At 63.8% G+C, this 15,437-nt stretch carries 17 protein-coding genes; 12 read left to right on the top strand and 5 right to left on the bottom strand.

Features of this window, described 5'->3' with window-relative positions:
* The 5 genes from ACTIE1_RS14995 to ACTIE1_RS14975 form a co-directional block, all read left to right on the top strand.
* Positions 1–342, top strand: a 342-nt coding sequence (locus tag ACTIE1_RS14995; protein WP_439563468.1) for a hypothetical protein, incomplete at its 5' end; no start/stop codon positions are given.
* A 248-nt stretch (positions 343–590) separates the two neighbouring features.
* Positions 591–1,301: a 50S ribosomal protein L21 gene (locus tag ACTIE1_RS14990; RefSeq protein ID WP_439560529.1), complete on the top strand. Its 711-nt coding sequence runs from the start codon at positions 591–593 to the stop codon at positions 1,299–1,301.
* 6 nt (positions 1,302–1,307) lie between these two features.
* Positions 1,308–1,577 carry a 50S ribosomal protein L27 gene (gene rpmA, locus ACTIE1_RS14985; RefSeq protein ID WP_439560528.1) on the top strand — a complete coding sequence of 90 codons (270 nt, stop codon included), beginning with the start codon at positions 1,308–1,310 and terminating at the stop codon, positions 1,575–1,577.
* A gap of 125 nt (positions 1,578–1,702) precedes the next feature.
* Entirely contained in the window at positions 1,703–2,251 is a 549-nt protein-coding gene (locus ACTIE1_RS14980) for a GNAT family N-acetyltransferase (protein ID WP_439560527.1), read from the top strand.
* A gap of 283 nt (positions 2,252–2,534) precedes the next feature.
* A complete protein-coding gene (locus ACTIE1_RS14975) occupies positions 2,535–3,308 on the top strand; it encodes a gamma-glutamyl-gamma-aminobutyrate hydrolase family protein (RefSeq protein WP_439560526.1) in 774 nt (257 codons plus the stop codon).
* 300 nt (positions 3,309–3,608) lie between these two features.
* Here the strand turns inward: ACTIE1_RS14975 and ACTIE1_RS14970 are convergent, their stop codons facing one another.
* The 5 genes from ACTIE1_RS14970 to ACTIE1_RS14950 all read right to left on the bottom strand — a co-directional run bounded on the left by ACTIE1_RS14970 (position 3,609) and on the right by ACTIE1_RS14950 (position 8,718).
* Positions 3,609–4,328: a L,D-transpeptidase gene (locus ACTIE1_RS14970; RefSeq protein ID WP_439560525.1), complete on the bottom strand. Its 720-nt coding sequence runs from the start codon at positions 4,326–4,328 to the stop codon at positions 3,609–3,611.
* 152 nt (positions 4,329–4,480) lie between these two features.
* The gene (eda, locus tag ACTIE1_RS14965; RefSeq protein WP_439563467.1) at positions 4,481–5,122 is read right to left on the bottom strand and encodes a bifunctional 4-hydroxy-2-oxoglutarate aldolase/2-dehydro-3-deoxy-phosphogluconate aldolase; all 642 of its coding nucleotides are present in this window, start codon (positions 5,120–5,122) and stop codon (positions 4,481–4,483) included.
* A gap of 82 nt (positions 5,123–5,204) precedes the next feature.
* Positions 5,205–7,040 (bottom strand): SLC13 family permease, encoded by a 1,836-nt coding sequence (locus ACTIE1_RS14960; protein WP_439560523.1) that lies wholly within the window; start codon positions 7,038–7,040, stop codon positions 5,205–5,207.
* A 295-nt stretch (positions 7,041–7,335) separates the two neighbouring features.
* Positions 7,336–8,190 (bottom strand): TIGR00282 family metallophosphoesterase, encoded by an 855-nt coding sequence (locus ACTIE1_RS14955; RefSeq protein ID WP_439560522.1) that lies wholly within the window; start codon positions 8,188–8,190, stop codon positions 7,336–7,338.
* Between the two features lie 57 nt (positions 8,191–8,247).
* Positions 8,248–8,718 (bottom strand): D-galactarate dehydratase, encoded by a 471-nt coding sequence (locus tag ACTIE1_RS14950; protein WP_439560521.1) that lies wholly within the window; start codon positions 8,716–8,718, stop codon positions 8,248–8,250.
* Between the two features lie 83 nt (positions 8,719–8,801).
* Here ACTIE1_RS14950 and moaA point away from each other — a divergent pair, with 83 nt between their 5' ends.
* The 7 genes from moaA (at position 8,802) to ACTIE1_RS14915 (ending at position 15,278) form a co-directional block, all read left to right on the top strand.
* On the top strand, positions 8,802–9,806 hold the full coding sequence (moaA, locus tag ACTIE1_RS14945) for a GTP 3',8-cyclase MoaA (protein ID WP_439560520.1): 1,005 nt from the start codon (positions 8,802–8,804) through the stop codon (positions 9,804–9,806).
* A gap of 390 nt (positions 9,807–10,196) precedes the next feature.
* On the top strand, positions 10,197–10,556 hold the full coding sequence (locus tag ACTIE1_RS14940; protein ID WP_439560519.1) for a hypothetical protein: 360 nt from the start codon (positions 10,197–10,199) through the stop codon (positions 10,554–10,556).
* Positions 10,444–11,826 carry a DNA-packaging protein gene (locus ACTIE1_RS14935; RefSeq protein WP_439560518.1) on the top strand — a complete coding sequence of 461 codons (1,383 nt, stop codon included), beginning with the start codon at positions 10,444–10,446 and terminating at the stop codon, positions 11,824–11,826. Before ACTIE1_RS14940 ends, ACTIE1_RS14935 begins: the two co-directional genes overlap by 113 nt.
* Before the next feature lie 155 nt (positions 11,827–11,981).
* On the top strand, positions 11,982–13,205 hold the full coding sequence (locus ACTIE1_RS14930; protein ID WP_439563466.1) for a phage portal protein: 1,224 nt from the start codon (positions 11,982–11,984) through the stop codon (positions 13,203–13,205).
* A complete protein-coding gene (locus ACTIE1_RS14925) occupies positions 13,202–13,444 on the top strand; it encodes a GTA head formation protein, RCAP_rcc01685 family (RefSeq protein WP_439560516.1) in 243 nt (80 codons plus the stop codon). Before ACTIE1_RS14930 ends, ACTIE1_RS14925 begins: the two co-directional genes overlap by 4 nt.
* Before the next feature lie 11 nt (positions 13,445–13,455).
* Positions 13,456–13,986, top strand: coding sequence for an HK97 family phage prohead protease (locus ACTIE1_RS14920; RefSeq protein WP_439560515.1), 531 nt, complete (start codon positions 13,456–13,458; stop codon positions 13,984–13,986).
* Positions 13,987–14,078: 92 nt separating this feature from the next.
* Positions 14,079–15,278: a phage major capsid protein gene (locus ACTIE1_RS14915; protein WP_439560514.1), complete on the top strand. Its 1,200-nt coding sequence runs from the start codon at positions 14,079–14,081 to the stop codon at positions 15,276–15,278.
* Positions 15,279–15,437: the final 159 nt, after the last annotated feature.

Here is a 15,437-nt window from a genome sequence, read left to right as displayed (position 1 = left end):
GTATTGCGAAATCTGGCACCTGTCTCAGAGGCATTAGACGCTTCTCTGGATCGCGATGCGTTGGAGGAACGGATTGCTGAATTGGAAGCTCTAGTGGACCGCCTGACTATTGAGCTTTCTGATCAGACCAACGCCCGAAAAGCCGCCGAGGAACTGGCCGCTAGCGATGGCTTCAGAGCGAATTTTTTAAGGTCGGCAGGAAAAGCCGCGGGGTATGGGAGTTTTTCCGCCGCCGCTTCAATTGTTGCGGTCGGAGTGCCCACGGTGGCTGTGCATTTCCTAGGCGTTGACCATCCAGTTGTTACCGCATTTCTCACCGTCCTAGGACGATTGCCAAAATAAATGTTATCTTGCCGCCATTTCTCCACGCAGCCGCATTGACCGTCCGCAAAGTCCCGCAAAGCCGCCCCACCCCACACCCCCGCTTGACACCCGCCGCCGTTTCCCGCATAGGACAGCTTCCGTTCGGGCATGCGGTCCGCGCGGGGTATGGGTATTGCCCGCAAATGCGGGCACGCCGCCCGAGGCAGATCAACGCCCGCATCAGCGCGGGGGCCACAGGGCGCGGCAAAAGATGAAGGAACAGACCGATGTTTGCGGTCCTTAAAACTGGTGGCAAGCAATACCGTGTGCAGGCAGGCGATGTGCTGCGCGTGGAACGTATTGCCGCACAAGCTGGTGAAAAAGTCCAGTTCAACGAAATTCTGATGCTGGGCGGTGATGCGCCTGTGATCGGCGCGCCTGTTGTTGACGGTGCTGCCGTGCAGGCCGAAGTGATCGACCAGATCAAGGCCGACAAGGTCATCCATTATGTCAAGCGCCGCCGCAAGCACAGCTCGCAGCGCACCAAAGGCCACCGCCAGAAACTGACACTGGTGCGTGTGACCGACATTCTGGCATCGGGTGCAGATAAAACCGGCGTCATGGCCGCCATCGGCACCGGCTCCGTGTCCGGCTTCGCGATCGAAGCGGCCGCCCCTGCAAAAGCGCCCAAAGCGGCCAAGAAGCCTGCAAAAGCCGCCAAGGCCGAAGCAGACGCGCCCGCCGTCGAAGGGTCCAAGCCCGCCAACCTGCTAACCGAAGCGCGCGACGGCAAGGCAGACGACCTGAAAAAGATTTCCGGCGTTGGTCCCAAGCTGGAAGGGTTGCTGAATCAGAATGGTGTGTTCCATTTTGACCAGATTGCCGCTTGGAATACCGCCGAGATTGCCTATATGGATGATCAACTGTCATTCAAGGGCCGGATCGAACGTGATGGCTGGATTGACCAAGCCAAACAATTCGCAGCCGAGAAGGAGTAAAACCTCATGGCACACAAGAAAGCAGGCGGTTCCTCCCGCAACGGTCGCGACTCAGCCGGTCGCCGCCTTGGCGTCAAGCTCTATGGTGGGCAGCACGCGATTCCCGGCAACATTATCGTGCGTCAGCGCGGCACCAAGCATTGGGCCGGCGAAGGCGTGGGTATGGGCCGCGATCACACCCTGTTTGCACTGTCCGAAGGGCGTGTAACCTTTACCAAGGGTCTGAAGGGTCGCAGCTATGTGTCCGTAACCCCTATGGTGGATGCAGCAGAATAAGCCGAACTTTTACATTTGAAGTGTAAAAACAGGGTCGGCAGAAATGCCGGCCCTGTTGCTTTTCGGGCATTCCCGCGCCTGGAGGAGGGCGCAGGGCCGTGTCAAAGACTTGTTGGAGGAGTGGAATGACCGTGACGACCCAGATACTTGCGGACCAACCGATACTGACATCGGAACGGCTGGTGCTGCGGCCCCTGCAGAAATCCGACTCGGCGCTTCTGGCCCTGCATTCGGGGGACAGGCGCGTGGCCGAAGGTACGCGGTCCATCCCGCACCCGCTGCCGCCGGGGGCCACCGAACAATTCATCGAACGCGCCCTGTCGGCCAAGCGCGATGAAGATGTGTGGGTCATGGACGGGTCGGCCACGGGATCGGCGCATGTTCTGGGCCTGTTGTCGCTGAAACCGCTGGACCGCCAGCAAAGCCAGATCGGCTTCTGGGTGGCGCCTGCCTTCTGGAATGCGGGCTATGCGTCCGAAGCGTTGCGCTGCGTCATCAAGGCCAACCCGCACCAGTCCCGCACCCTGTTTGCAGAAGTGTTTCAGGACAACACAGCGTCTGCGCATGTGCTGACGAATGCCGCGTTCGACTATCTGGGCGATGCGGAGGCGTTTTCCGTCGCGCGCCGCGCCACTGTGCCGACCTGGACCTATATCCGGCGCATGTCTGCCTGATCGGGGGCGCGTGGGGGCCGAAGCGGTCCTTCGCACTTTGATAAGGCCCGCGCTATCGGCAGGCCGCGGGACGGCCCGCCGATGGTGCGGGCCACCTACGGCCTTGTCCCGCACCTTGGGGGAATGCCTAACGCCCCCTGCAAGCCAAACACCGCACCGTCCAGCCGACTGATATGCCCCCCAAGTGATCAATTCTTGCACGCTGGCCACTGTTTTCCGACCTGCCCCCTCGACCTTTCGTCGGGGTTTGCTACACTGGCCTATCACTGCAACAGGACAGGCAATGCGCAGACCAGTCGTCGGGATTATCGGCAATTCATATCTGATCAATGATCAATACCCTGCCCATGCAGGCGGAACCATGAATTCGGAAGCCATCGCGCAGGTGTCAAGGTGTTTGCCACTTCTTGTGCCGTCAGACCCGCAGCTTGTCAGTGTTGCGGAATTGCTGGATGTCTGCGACGGGTTTTTGCTGACGGGCGGGCGGCCCAATGTCCACCCCGAGGAATATGGAGAGGCCGAAACCCCCGCGCATGGCGATTTCGACCGCGCGCGTGATGCGGTTGCCCTGCCGCTGGTGCGCGCCTGTGTGGAACGCGGCCAGCCGTTTTTCGGCGTCTGTCGCGGGTTTCAGGAAGTGAATGTGGCAATGGGCGGCACGCTATATCCCGAAATCCGTGACTTGCCGGGCCGGATGAACCACCGCATGCCCCCCGATGGCACGTTAGAGGAGAAATTCGCCCTGCGCCACAAGGTCCGGTTTTCGGATGGCGGGGTGTTTCACCGCCTGATGGGTGCGCCGGAAGTCATGACCAACACCCTGCATGGGCAGGGAATCAAGACGCCCGGTGCTCGGGTGGTGATTGACGGGCACGCCCCCGATGGCACACCAGAGGCGATCTATATCGAGGGCGCGCAGGGTTTCACCCTTTCGGTGCAATGGCACCCCGAATGGCAGGCGGGCGCGGACCCTGTGTCGCGCCCGTTATTCGAGGCATTTGGCGACGCGGTGCGCGCATGGGCCGACGGGCGCAGGGCTTGGCCGCTAAGCGCATAGGGACGGGCGTTTCTGGTCTTAAGATGCCCTTCGCACTTGGATAAAGCCCGCGCTATCGGTGGGCCGGGGTCTGCCGATCCGACGCTCAAGGAACGCACTTTATGCCGGCTGCATACTCCTGACTTCAAAGGCTTGGCCTGCCATCAGGGCAATCGGCAGGCCGCGGGACGGCCCGCCGATGGTGCGGCGGCCTGCGGCCTTGATTCCGCACCTTGGGGCAATACCCAATGACCGCAACAGGCCAAAAACGCTTTGCAGCCACGCTCAGGACATGCGCGGCCCCCCGCCATGCGCGCATTGTCAGATCGTCACAACGCGGGTGCCGTTGGGAACGCGGGAATACAGGTCGATCACGTCATGGTTGACCATGCGAATGCAGCCCGATGACACATATTGCCCGATCAGCCACCATTCCGGCGTGCCGTGAATGCGGTAGCCCCGATCCTGTCCGCCACTCATCAGATACAGGGCGCGCGCGCCCAGCGGGTTCTGTGGCCCCCCCGGCATGCCGCCCGCAAAGCGCTGCAACCCCGGATCGCGCCGGATCATGTTGGCCGTGGGCGTCCATGTCGGCCAATGCGCGCGCCGGTATATCGTGCCCGTGCCGCGCCAAGTGAACCCCTCGCGCCCGACTGCAATCCCGTAGCGCAGCGCATGCCCGTCCGGCAGCACCAGAAACAGCTTGCGCTCGGGGTTGTCGATAACAATCGTGCCGGGGCCGAAGCGGGTGGGGTAGGGCACCACATCGCGGTGAAACTCTGCCGGAATAATGCTCATGCCTGTGGCGCGCAGCTCATGGGCGCCATCGGGCCGCGCCTCATAGCTGATGGGGCCAATGCCATAGCGTTCGGCCACCGGCGACATGGGTTCTGTGCGCGTGGTCGCAATGGGGCGGCCGTCATCGGTCATGCGCGGGCTGGCCGCAGGCGCTGTTGATGTGGTGGTCTGACAGCCGCCCAATGCAAGGGCGGACGCCACTGTTCCAGTCGTGATAAACCCGCGTCGGGAAAAAATAGTCATGGTGCAACCTGTTGTGGTTGCCTGTTATTTGCCTGCCTCTGCACTGACGATACGCAGCTATGGTCAGTCGCGTCCAGTGGGCTTAAGGGGCAATGGCCCTGTGTCAGGGGTTTCGGGGCGCGCAGTGTTGCCAATGCGCCACCCCGCCTGTGTCAGCGTGGCAGGCCGGATGCAGCGCGCGCCAGTTCCGTAATACCGGCCCAGTCGCCCGCATCCATCATCGCCTTGGGCGCAACCCAGCTGCCGCCAACACAGGCCACATTGGGCAGTTTCAGGTAATCGGGCGCAAGCGCGGGCGTAATGCTGCCTGTCGGGCAGAAATTCACCTGCGGCAATGGCCCGCCAATGGATTTCAGCGCGCCCGCCCCGCCAATCGATTCGGCAGGAAAGAATTTCTGCAGGGTGTAGCCTTGCTCCAGCAGGGTCATCACCTCGGAACAGGTTTGCGCACCGGGCAGCAGCGCCATGTCATTCACGCGCGCTGCGTCGATCAGTGCGGGCGTGGACCCCGGCGAGACTGCAAATATCGCGCCAGCGTTGCGCGCCGCTTCCATCTGGGTGGGCGTCAGCACTGTGCCCGCACCCAGAACCGCCCCCTCGACCTGCGCCATTTGCGCAATGGCATCCAGCGCGCAATCCGTGCGCAGCGTCACTTCCAGCACCGGCAGCCCGCCTGCGACCAGTGCTTCGGCCAGCGGGCGCGCATGGGCGGGATCATGGATCACCAGCACCGGAATGACAGGGGCCAGCTGGCACAGTTTCAGGGCGCGTTCGCTTTGTTCGGTGGGGGTCATCTGGGCCTCCTGCGGGCGACAAGGGTGGGGGTGGTTGCGCTAACGGCAATACCGCGAAGCGCGCCCCCGCGCAAGCGCGCGCCTAAAGTGGCCAGAATATCGGGATGAAAAACGCGGCAACAATTGCAAGCACGACATTCATCGGAATGCCCACGCGCAAAAAGTCAGTGAACTTGTAGCCCCCCGGTCCGTATACCAATGTGTTGGTCTGATACCCTATGGGCGTTGCAAAAGATGCGGATGCCCCCATCATTACAGCGACAACCAGCCCGCGCGGGTCAATCCCCAGTGCAAGCCCCAACCCGATCACAATCGGCGTCAGAATGACCGCAACAGCGTTATTGGTCACCAGCTCCGTCAGAAAACTGGTCAATGCGTATACAGCCAGAACCAGCATCACGGGCGACAAACCTGCCATATAAGGCGCCAGCGTCGAGACGATCAAGCTGACTGCCCCCGAACTTTCCAGTCCTGCCCCAACCCAGAGCATTGCAAAAATCAGCGCCAGCAACCGCCCGTCAATGAACCCGAACGCCTCATCCGCATCAATGCAGCGCGTCAGCAGCACCACCGCCACACCGGCGAAGGCCATCAGCGAAATCGGGGCCAGATTCAGCGCGGAAAAAATGACAATCGCCATCAGCGTGGCAATCACGATCGGCGCATGCCCGCGCCGGTAGGCCCGTTCCGATGTCAGCGTCACATCGCCCAGGTTCATATCCTGCGCCAGCCGCTGGATATCCTCGGGCGCGCCTTCCAGCAGCAGGGTATCGCCCACGCGCACCACCAGATTTTCAAAATTCGTGCCGATATTCTGGTTCCTGCGATGCACGGCCAGCGGATAGACCCCGTAGCGCCTGCGCAACCGCATTCCCCCCAGCGCGCGGCCCACCATCTTGCAATCCGGCGGGATCAGCACCTCGACGGTGGTGGTCTGTACCGATGACAGGCGGTCAACATCGCGCGCGGCCCCAAGGTCGGTGGGCAGAATGCCTGTCTCGCGCGCTTCCTCGACCTGCGCCACGTCCTTGTTGGCCTTCAGGCCCAGCACTTCGGAAATCTGGGTGCGCAGGACCACGCGGTCGCCCGCCTGCAACACCACCCCGCCCATATCCCAACGCAACGAGGTGTCGCCGCGCAACACATCAATGACGCGCGCGCCTTCGCGTTTGAACAGGTCCACCTCGCTGATGCGCTTGTCAATCAGCCCCGATGATTCGGGAATCGCCACCTCGGTAAAGAATTTGGTGCGCCCCCGGTCGGCCATGATATCGCTCATGGAACTGCGCTCGGGCAGCAGGTGGCGGCCCACCACCAACAGATAGGCGACGCCCACCACCGCCATGATCGCGCCCAGTTTGGTGATCTCGAACACCGTGAACGGCGCCAGCCCGTTGGCGCGCGCCACCCCGTCCACCAACAGGTTGGTGGATGTGCCGATCAAGGTCAGCGTGCCCCCCATGATGGACAGGTAACTTAGCGGTATCAACAGCTTGGATGACGTGGTTTTCAAGGTCTTGGCCAATGTGATGAACACGGGGATCATGACAACCACAATCGGGGTGTTGTTCACGAAGGCAGACAGGCCCAGCACCGTCAGCGTCAGAATGGACAGCGTCAGCACAGGGGCCGTTTTCACATGCTTTATTGCCAGTTGCGTGATCCAGTCCAGCGCGCCTGTGCGCACCAGCGCGCCCACAATGATAAACAGCGCGCCAATCGTCCATGGCGCATGGTTTGACAATGCCGCAAAGGCCGCATCGCGCGGCAGAATGCCCAGAACCAGCATCGCCACCGCGCCGCCTATGGCGGTCACTTCCACAGGGTAGATCTCTTTCATGAAGGCAACGAACATGCCTGCAACAATAGCCAAGGCGATGATGGCCTGCGTTGTCTGACCCAGTTCCAAACCCAGCATTCTACCCCCTGATGCCGCGACCCTGCGGTCTGGCCATTTTTGCAACTTATTGCCAGTTCACTGCATCATTGCAAGCCCGCGCAAGCTGCGGGCGGGGTCCGCGCCACCCCCCCTGGACAATCGCTGCATTGCTGTGCACGCGCGCCATGTCGCTGCGCGCCCCTGCCCCGCGCCGGTCCTTCATCTTGCAAAAAATACTCTCGGGGGGTGCGGGGGGGCAGACAGCCCCCCGCCTTTGCGGCGCGTCGGCGCGCGCCTTACCAGAAACGCCTGCCTTGGGGCAGGCCCACGCGGTTCAACCCGAACCCCCTGCCAGCCCTGACAGGTCCAGCGCTTCGGGGCCCGCCTGTGGCAACCGCCCGCCAATGCGTACCATCTCGATGCGGGTGGCCTGACCTGTGCGGTCATCGGTTTCAATATAGGTGCCCGACACGGTCACAGCCCCTTGCGCGGGTTCAAACCTTGCGCGCGGCATGCCGGTGATGAAGCGGCGCATGGGTTCGTCTTTTTGCATGCCGATCACGGAATCATAATCGCCGCACATGCCCGCATCCGACTGGAACGCGGTGCCGCCTGCCAGAATCTGTGCATCAGCGGTGGGAATATGGGTATGCGTGCCCACCACAAGGCTGGCGCGCCCGTCGCACCACAGCCCCATTGCGGCCTTTTCCGATGTGGCCTCGCAATGGATATCGACAATCGCGGCCTGCACCATGCCGCCGCGCGGATGGGCGCGCAGCACCGGATCAATCGCGGAAAACGGGTCGCCATAGGGCTGTTTCATGAACACCTGCCCAAGCGCCTGCGCCACCAGCACGCGCCGCCCGCCCGGCGCATCATATACCCGCGCCCCCGCGCCGGGCGCGCCGGATTTTGCAATATTCAGCGGTCTTATGATGCGCGGCTCCTGCGCGCAGAATTCGCGCATGGTTTTCTGGTCGAAGGCATGATCGCCCAATGTGATGACATCGGCGCCCGCGTCCAGCAGCGCTTTCGCATGCTCGGGCGTCAGCCCCATGCCGCCGGTGGCATTCTCGCCGTTCACGACGGCGAAATCCAGCCGCCAGTCGCGGCGCATCACGGGCAGATACGCCGCCACAGCAGCGCGTCCCGCCCGTCCCATCACATCGCCCAGAAACAATATCCGCATGGCCGCAGGTCATAGGGCTGCGCGCCCGCAGGGGCAAGGCGAAACCGCATCCACGCGTCAGCGCGCACTGACCTCAAGGCGCACCAGTTGCGTCAGTGGCACGCCCAGCGCGCGGAACCCGTCCAGCGACAACTGGCTGCCTGCCCCCGCGGGCGCGCCAGAGGGGCGCAACTCCACCATCGCGGTGGTTCCGTCCGGTGCCCTGACACGGCCCTGCATGACTTGCGTGACCAGCCCCGTGCGCAGCCATAATCCCGTGTCCGTGGGGGCGCCGAGGCCGGCCAGCGTGTCGCCCAGCACCTGCCCGCTGGCTACTGGACCAAGCGGCGCGGCGGGCGCGTCCGCGCCCTGACTGTCCCCATCAGGGCGCGTCACGGGGCGCGGTGTCTGCCCGTCGGCCACCTGCGCCACCGCCGCAGGCTCGCCCCGTTCCGGTGCGGATTGCCCGAACGGACCAGTGAACTGCCCGCAGGCTGGCAGGGCCAGCACAGGCAGCAGGATGAACAGCTTGCGCAACAGTGTTTTCATGCCCGCCACGTTAAGTCCATTCCCGCGCAAGAACAATCATCTTCGCGCTTGCCCCACGCATCAGTGATGGTTACCTTCCCCCTATGACAGCACCGCTTATAGATCCGTTTGCCCGCCCGATTTCCTACCTGCGTGTTTCGGTCACCGACAGGTGCGATTTCCGCTGTGTCTATTGCATGGCCGAAAACATGACCTTCCTGCCCAAGAAGGAATTGCTGACGCTGGAAGAACTGGACCGCATGTGTTCGACCTTCATCCGGCTGGGGGTCGAGAAGCTGCGCATCACAGGGGGCGAGCCGCTTGTGCGCAAGGGGATCATGACCTTCTTTCAGTCCATGACCCGCCATCTTGACGCAGGCACGTTGCGCGAACTGACGCTGACCACCAATGGCAGCCAGTTGCGCCGTTATGCGCAGGATCTGGCCGATTGCGGGGTGCGGCGGGTGAATATTTCGCTGGACACGCTGGATGACCGGAAATTCGCCGACATCACCCGCTGGGGCCGCCTGCCGCAGGTGCTGGACGGTATTGATGCCGCCCAGAATGCAGGTCTGCGCGTCAAGATTAACGCGGTCGCACTGAAGGGCTTTAACGAGGACGAGTTGTTCCGCATGGTCGACTGGTGCGCCAGCCGCGATATGGACCTGACCTATATCGAGGTGATGCCCATGGGCGATCTGGGCAATGAGGACCGGCTGGACCAGTACTGGCCCCTGTCGGACCTGCGCGCGCGGCTGGCCGAACGCTTCACCCTGACCGATCTGGCCGAACGATCAGGCGGGCCTGCGCGCTATGTCCGGCTAGAGGAGACGGGCCAGAAAATCGGCTTCATCACGCCGCTGACGCATAATTTCTGCGAAAGCTGCAACCGCGTGCGCCTGACCTGCACGGGCGAATTGTATATGTGCCTCGGGCAGGAAGATATGGCCGATCTGCGCGCGCCGCTGCGCGCCAGTGGCGATGACGCGGCGCTGGAACAGGCGATACGCAACGCCATTGCGCATAAACCCAAAGGCCATGATTTCGACTATTCCCGCCAGAAGGTTGACGGCCAGATGACCCGCCACATGAGCCATACCGGCGGCTAGCCGCGTGTCCTGCCGGTTTGCACCCCTTGCGGTCAAGGCCCCTGGCAGACCTGATCCGCAACAGACCTGACCCCCAACAGACTTGGCCCCCAACACATCAGGCCGGTGATCGCAGGCCCATCCCGCCTGCATAATCTGCGTCCCTGAAATACCCAATGCCCCGCCGCACCCTGCGCGCGCGGGCATCTTTCGCATGCCCTGCCGCCGCCGGTGTCAAGGCGCTCCCCCCTTCAACCCGCCCCCCGAACAGGCAGCGCACGCGCCCTTAGCAGGGTGCACAGGGTTTTGCGCTATCTTTGGGTTTCCGTGATTGGCGGGGTCCGAGGGGCGGGGGCGCGGGGTGCTGCGTTGCCGCCCTATTGCAGGGGCCAGAAGGACAGGCAGAACCTTATGAACAACGACGCGCATCCCGATACGCGGTCCGACGGGGGGCCGACACCTGAAAACATGGTGTCCTATTCCGAGCAGTTGCTGAACCATTCCATCGCGCGGCTGACGCGCATTCTTGAAACCTATGACGATATGCCCGCTGCGCTGGCTGGCAAGGAACTGGCCGAGGAGTTCCGCAGCCTGCGCAAGGCGTTGGAGATTGCTTATCATGAACGTGCCAATATCCAGAAACTCAGGGGCGGCGAAGATGCCCGTTCCACCAGCCTTGACCTTGGGGCCGCAAGGGACGAAATCGCCCGCAGACTGGCTTGCCTGCGCGCCGCCGGAAACCGTGGCGGAATTTCTGGACAGCTTAAGTGATCAGGCGCTGGCCGCGCTGCCATGGCTGTTCGAATTCTGGGCCGCGCCCCACCAACTGCCCCCCGCAGGTGACTGGCGCACATGGGTGTGCATGGGCGGGCGCGGCGCGGGCAAGACGCGCGCAGGCGCCGAATGGGTGCGCGCGCAGGTAGAAGGGGCGCGCCCGCTGGATGCGGGGGGCGCGCGGCGCGTGGCGCTGGTGGGCGAAACCTATGATCAGGCGCGCGATGTGATGGTGTTTGGCGACAGCGGCATCATGGCCTGTTCCCCCGCCGACCGCCTGCCGCATTGGGAAGCGGGCAAGCGGCGGCTGGTCTGGCCCAATGGCGCGGTTGCGCAATGCTTCAGCGCGTCCGACCCGCAGGCCCTGCGCGGCCCGCAATTTGACGCGGCATGGTGTGATGAGCTGGCCAAATGGCCCAAGGCCGAAGACGCATGGGACATGTTGCAATTCGCGCTGCGTCTGGGCACCCATCCGCGCCAGCTGGTCACCACCACCCCGCGCAATCAGGCCACGCTGAAGGGTATTCTGCGCGCGCCGTCCACAGTGCTGACCCATGCCGCGACCGAAGCGAACCGCGCGTGGCTGGCCCCGTCCTTTCTGGAAGAAATCCGCCACCGTTATCGCGGCACGCGGCTGGAACGGCAGGAACTGGACGGGCAGTTGCTGGAGGATGCGCAAGGCACGCTTTGGCCGCAATCGCTGCTGGAAGGGGCGCGCGTGGTCCAAGCGCCCGAATGTTCGCGCATCGTGGTCGCGGTGGACCCAGCCGTCAGCGCGCATGCGGGGTCCGACCTGTGCGGGATCGTGGTGGTGGGGGCGGTGACCGAAGGGCCGCCCGCCGACTGGCGCGCCTATGTGCTGGAAGATGCCAGCCTGCGCGCCACATCGCCCAGCCAATGGGCGCGCGCGGCCATTGACGCGCTGCACCGCCATGGCGGCGACCGTATCGTCGCCGAGGTCAATCAGGGCGGCAATCTGGTGGCCGAAGTGCTGCGCCAGATCGACCCGCTGGTGCCATTCCGTGCCGTGCATGCCAGCCGCGGCAAGGTGCTGCGCGCCGAACCTGTGGCGGCCCTTTATGAACAGGGGCGGGTGTTTCACGCAGCCCCCCTTGGCCCGCTGGAGGACCAGATGGCGCAGATGACGGCCCAAGGGTTCGCAGGCACCGGCAGCCCCGACCGCGTGGATGCGCTGGTCTGGGCGGTGCATGATCTGGTGCTGGCCCCTGCCGCGCGCTGGTCGCGGCCCATGGTGCGCACGCTGTGATAAGGGGGAATTCACCCCCCTGCGCTAGGGTGTGTTGACTTGAGCCCGCACAAGGGCGGCGGCAGTCCCGCGATCTGGCGCACCGCCCCGCCGCTGCCGCCGGATTTGAGTATTTTTGGCAAGATGAAGGGGCCAGGGAATGGAGCATATCCGACATGTTTGATATCTTTCGCAAATCACAGCCATCCGTGACAGCGGCCACACAGCCGGAACAGGCCAAGGCATCGGCCGTGGGGCCGCTGACGGCAGGGCGCATCGGGGCGAAAACCGCCGCTTTGGGCGGGGCGGGCAGTGGGACCGTGTCCATTGGCCTGCGCGACGGGGTGTCACTGGCGCGGGCCGGGTTTCTGGGCAACCCGATCGGGTTTCGCGCGGTGCGCCTGATCGCGGAAGCCGCCAGCGCGCTGCCGCTGGTGGTGCAGGACAGCGCGCGCCGCTACGAGGTGCACCCGCTGCTGGACCTGATTACCCGCCCCAACCCCGCGCAGGGGCGCGCCGAATTTTTTGAAGCGCTGTATTCGCAACTGCTGCTGACCGGCAATGCCTATGTCGAGGCGGTGACCGGTGCGGATGGCGCGGTGCAGGAATTGCATATCCTGCGGTCCGAACGCATGAGCGTGGTGCCCGGCCCTGATGGCTGGCCTGTGGCGTGGGAGTATACGGTGGGTGCGCGCAAACACCGTTTTCATGTGCGCGACGGGCTGGCGCCTGTTTGCCATATCCGGTCCTTTCACCCGCAGGACGACCATTACGGCCTGTCGCCACTGACGGCAGCCGCGCGTGCGGTCGATGTGCATAATGCCGCGTCGAACTGGTCCAAGGCGCTGTTGGACAATGCCGCGCGCCCCTCCGGTGCGATCATCTATCGCGGGCCGGACGGGCAGGGCAGCATGAGCGCCGAGCAGTTCGACCGCCTGCAATCGGAGATCGAGACCAACCATCAGGGCGCGCGCAACGCGGGCCGGCCCATGCTGCTGGAAGGGGGGCTGGACTGGAAGCCCATGGGGTTTTCGCCCTCGGACATGGAATTCCACCGCACCAAGGAAGCGGCAGCGCGTGAAATCGCCATTGCCTTCGGGGTGCCGCCCATGTTGCTGGGCATTCCGGGCGATGCGACCTATGCCAATTATCAGGAAGCCAACCGCGCCTTTTACCGCCTGACGGTCCTGCCCATGGCGCAGCGTGTTGCGGCGTCTGTGGCGCATTGGCTGTCGGGCTTTGTGCCCGGTGCCGTGGTGCTGAAGCCCGATCTGGATCAGGTGCCCGCACTGGCCGAGGAACGCGAACAGCAATGGCGCCGCATCGGGCAGGCCGGTTTTCTGGATGACGCTGAAAAACGCGCCCTTCTGGGCCTGCCCGCCCGCGTCGAGGGGGCATGAGTGCGCGCCGCCAGATTGGCGGGTCGCGCTATCTGTATGACAGTTTTGAAGCGGCGCAGGCGCGCATTGACGCACAGGAACGCGTGTTCGAGGTGCGCAAGGAAGCGCTGGAATTCCGCATGACGCGGTTGGAAAGCGCTGTCGAGCGGCTGGAGCGGCGCTTGTGGCTGGCGGTCTATGCCGTGGCCGCAGGTGTGTTGCTGCATGGCGCGCTGGCATTGCTGGCTGCAACCCAATGAAAGGGGGCATTATGGAATATAAATTCTGCAAACCCGACACCGGCCTGACGCTAAGTGACGGGCACGCCATCGCGGGCTATGCCAGCGTGTTCGGCCAGCGCGACAAGGGCGGCGACACGGTCCAGCGCGGGGCTTACGCCGCATCGCTGCAACGGCTGGCCGCGCGCGGTGATCATGTGCGCATGCTGTGGCAACACGACCCCGCCCAGCCCATCGGCATCTGGGATCAGGTCATTGAGGATGCCCATGGCCTGTTCGTCAAGGGCCGTCTGCTGCCCGATGTGGCGCGCGCGCGCGAAGCGCTGGCGCTGGTGCAGGCGGGCGCGCTGGACGGGCTGTCCATTGGCTACCGCACGGTGCGCGCGCAGGCGCTGGCCACTGGCGGGCGCAACCTGATTGAACTGGATTTATGGGAGGTCAGTCTGGTGACCTTTCCCATGCTGGCGCAGGCGCGCATCAGCGTGAAATCCGACCTGCTGGCAGGGCTGGCCACGGCAACCGCCAGCCTGCGCGATGCGCGCGCCGCTGTTGCGCGCCTGTAGGGGCTGCGCACGCTGGCTTCACCTGATCTTGGGGTGTCTGCGCTACTGTAGCCCCTGATCGCAACAATGTTTCCCATCCGCAGGAGAGCGACATGACCAACCCCGCGCCACCGGCTGCGGGCCAGACCGGCACATCCGCGCCGGACGCGCCCGAACTGAAAACCGCCCTACAGGACTTCACCACCGAATTCGGCGGCTTTCAGGCTGAAATCATCCAAAAGTTCCAACAACATGAAGAGCGACTGACCATGCTGGACCGCAAGACTGCCCTTTCCCCCGCCCGCCCCGCCCTGAGCGGTGCAGATGCAGGCGCAACCCTGCACCACAAGGCGTTCGACGCCTATCTGCGCTCGGGCGATGACAGCCCCATGCGCGGGCTGGAGCTGGACACCAAGGGCCTGAACACCCAGATTGCTGCCGATGGCGGCTATCTGGTGGACCCTGAAACCGCGCAGGCCATTCGCGGCGTGCTGCATGCGACCGCATCCATCCGCGCGATTGCGTCAGTGGTCAGTGTGGAATCGACATCGTTCGATGTGCTGGTCGATCATACGGATGTGTCCACCGGCTGGGCGACCGAGGCCCTGGCCACTGCTGATTCCGATACCCCCAAGATTGACCGCATCCCCATCCGGCTGCATGAATTGTCGGCCATGCCCAAGGCCAGCCAGCGCCTGCTGGATGACAGCGCCTTTGACATCGAAGGGTGGCTGGCCGCGCGCATCGCGTCGAAATTCGCGCGTGCGGAAGCCGCGGCCTTCATCAACGGGGACGGCGTGGACAAGCCGCGCGGGTTCCTGACGCATTCCGACATTCCTGATGAAATCTGGGAATGGGGCAGTCTGGGCTATATCGCAACGGGGGCCGCAGGCGATTTCGCCGCCACCAATGCATCGGATGCGATTGTCGATCTGGTCTATGCGCTGGGCGCCAGCTACCGCGCGAATGCGGTATTTGTGATGAATTCCAAAACCGCAGGCGCGGTGCGCAAGATGAAAGATGCCGATGGCCGTTTCCTGTGGTCGGACGGGCTGGCGGCGGGTGAACCTGCGCGCCTGATGGGTTATCCGGTGCTGGTGGCCGAGGATATGCCCGATATTGCCAATGATGCCTGCGCCATTGCCTTCGGCGATTTCGAGGCGGGCTATACCATTGCCGAACGCCCCGACATGCGGGTGCTGCGCGACCCGTTCAGCGCGAAACCGCATGTGTTGTTCTATGCCACCAAGCGCGTGGGCGGCGATGTGTCCGATTTCAAGGCGATCAAGCTGCTGAAATTCGCTGCCAGCTAGTGCATGTCGCTCAAAAGTGGGAACCGGTTTTGAGCTTCTCGAACATGCTCTAACGGGTGATCAGGGCTGTTGCGCAGCCCTGTCCCCATCCCATCCCGCCGCGCCGCATTCGGGCGCATAGGCGGGCAGGGGGCGCGCGGTGGCAGGTTCTGTCTGTCC

The sequence above is a fragment of the Roseinatronobacter sp. genome (genome assembly GCF_051859525.1).
Classification (GTDB): Bacteria; Pseudomonadota; Alphaproteobacteria; order Rhodobacterales; family Rhodobacteraceae; genus Roseinatronobacter.
This window is presented reverse-complemented; position numbering and strand designations above follow the sequence as displayed.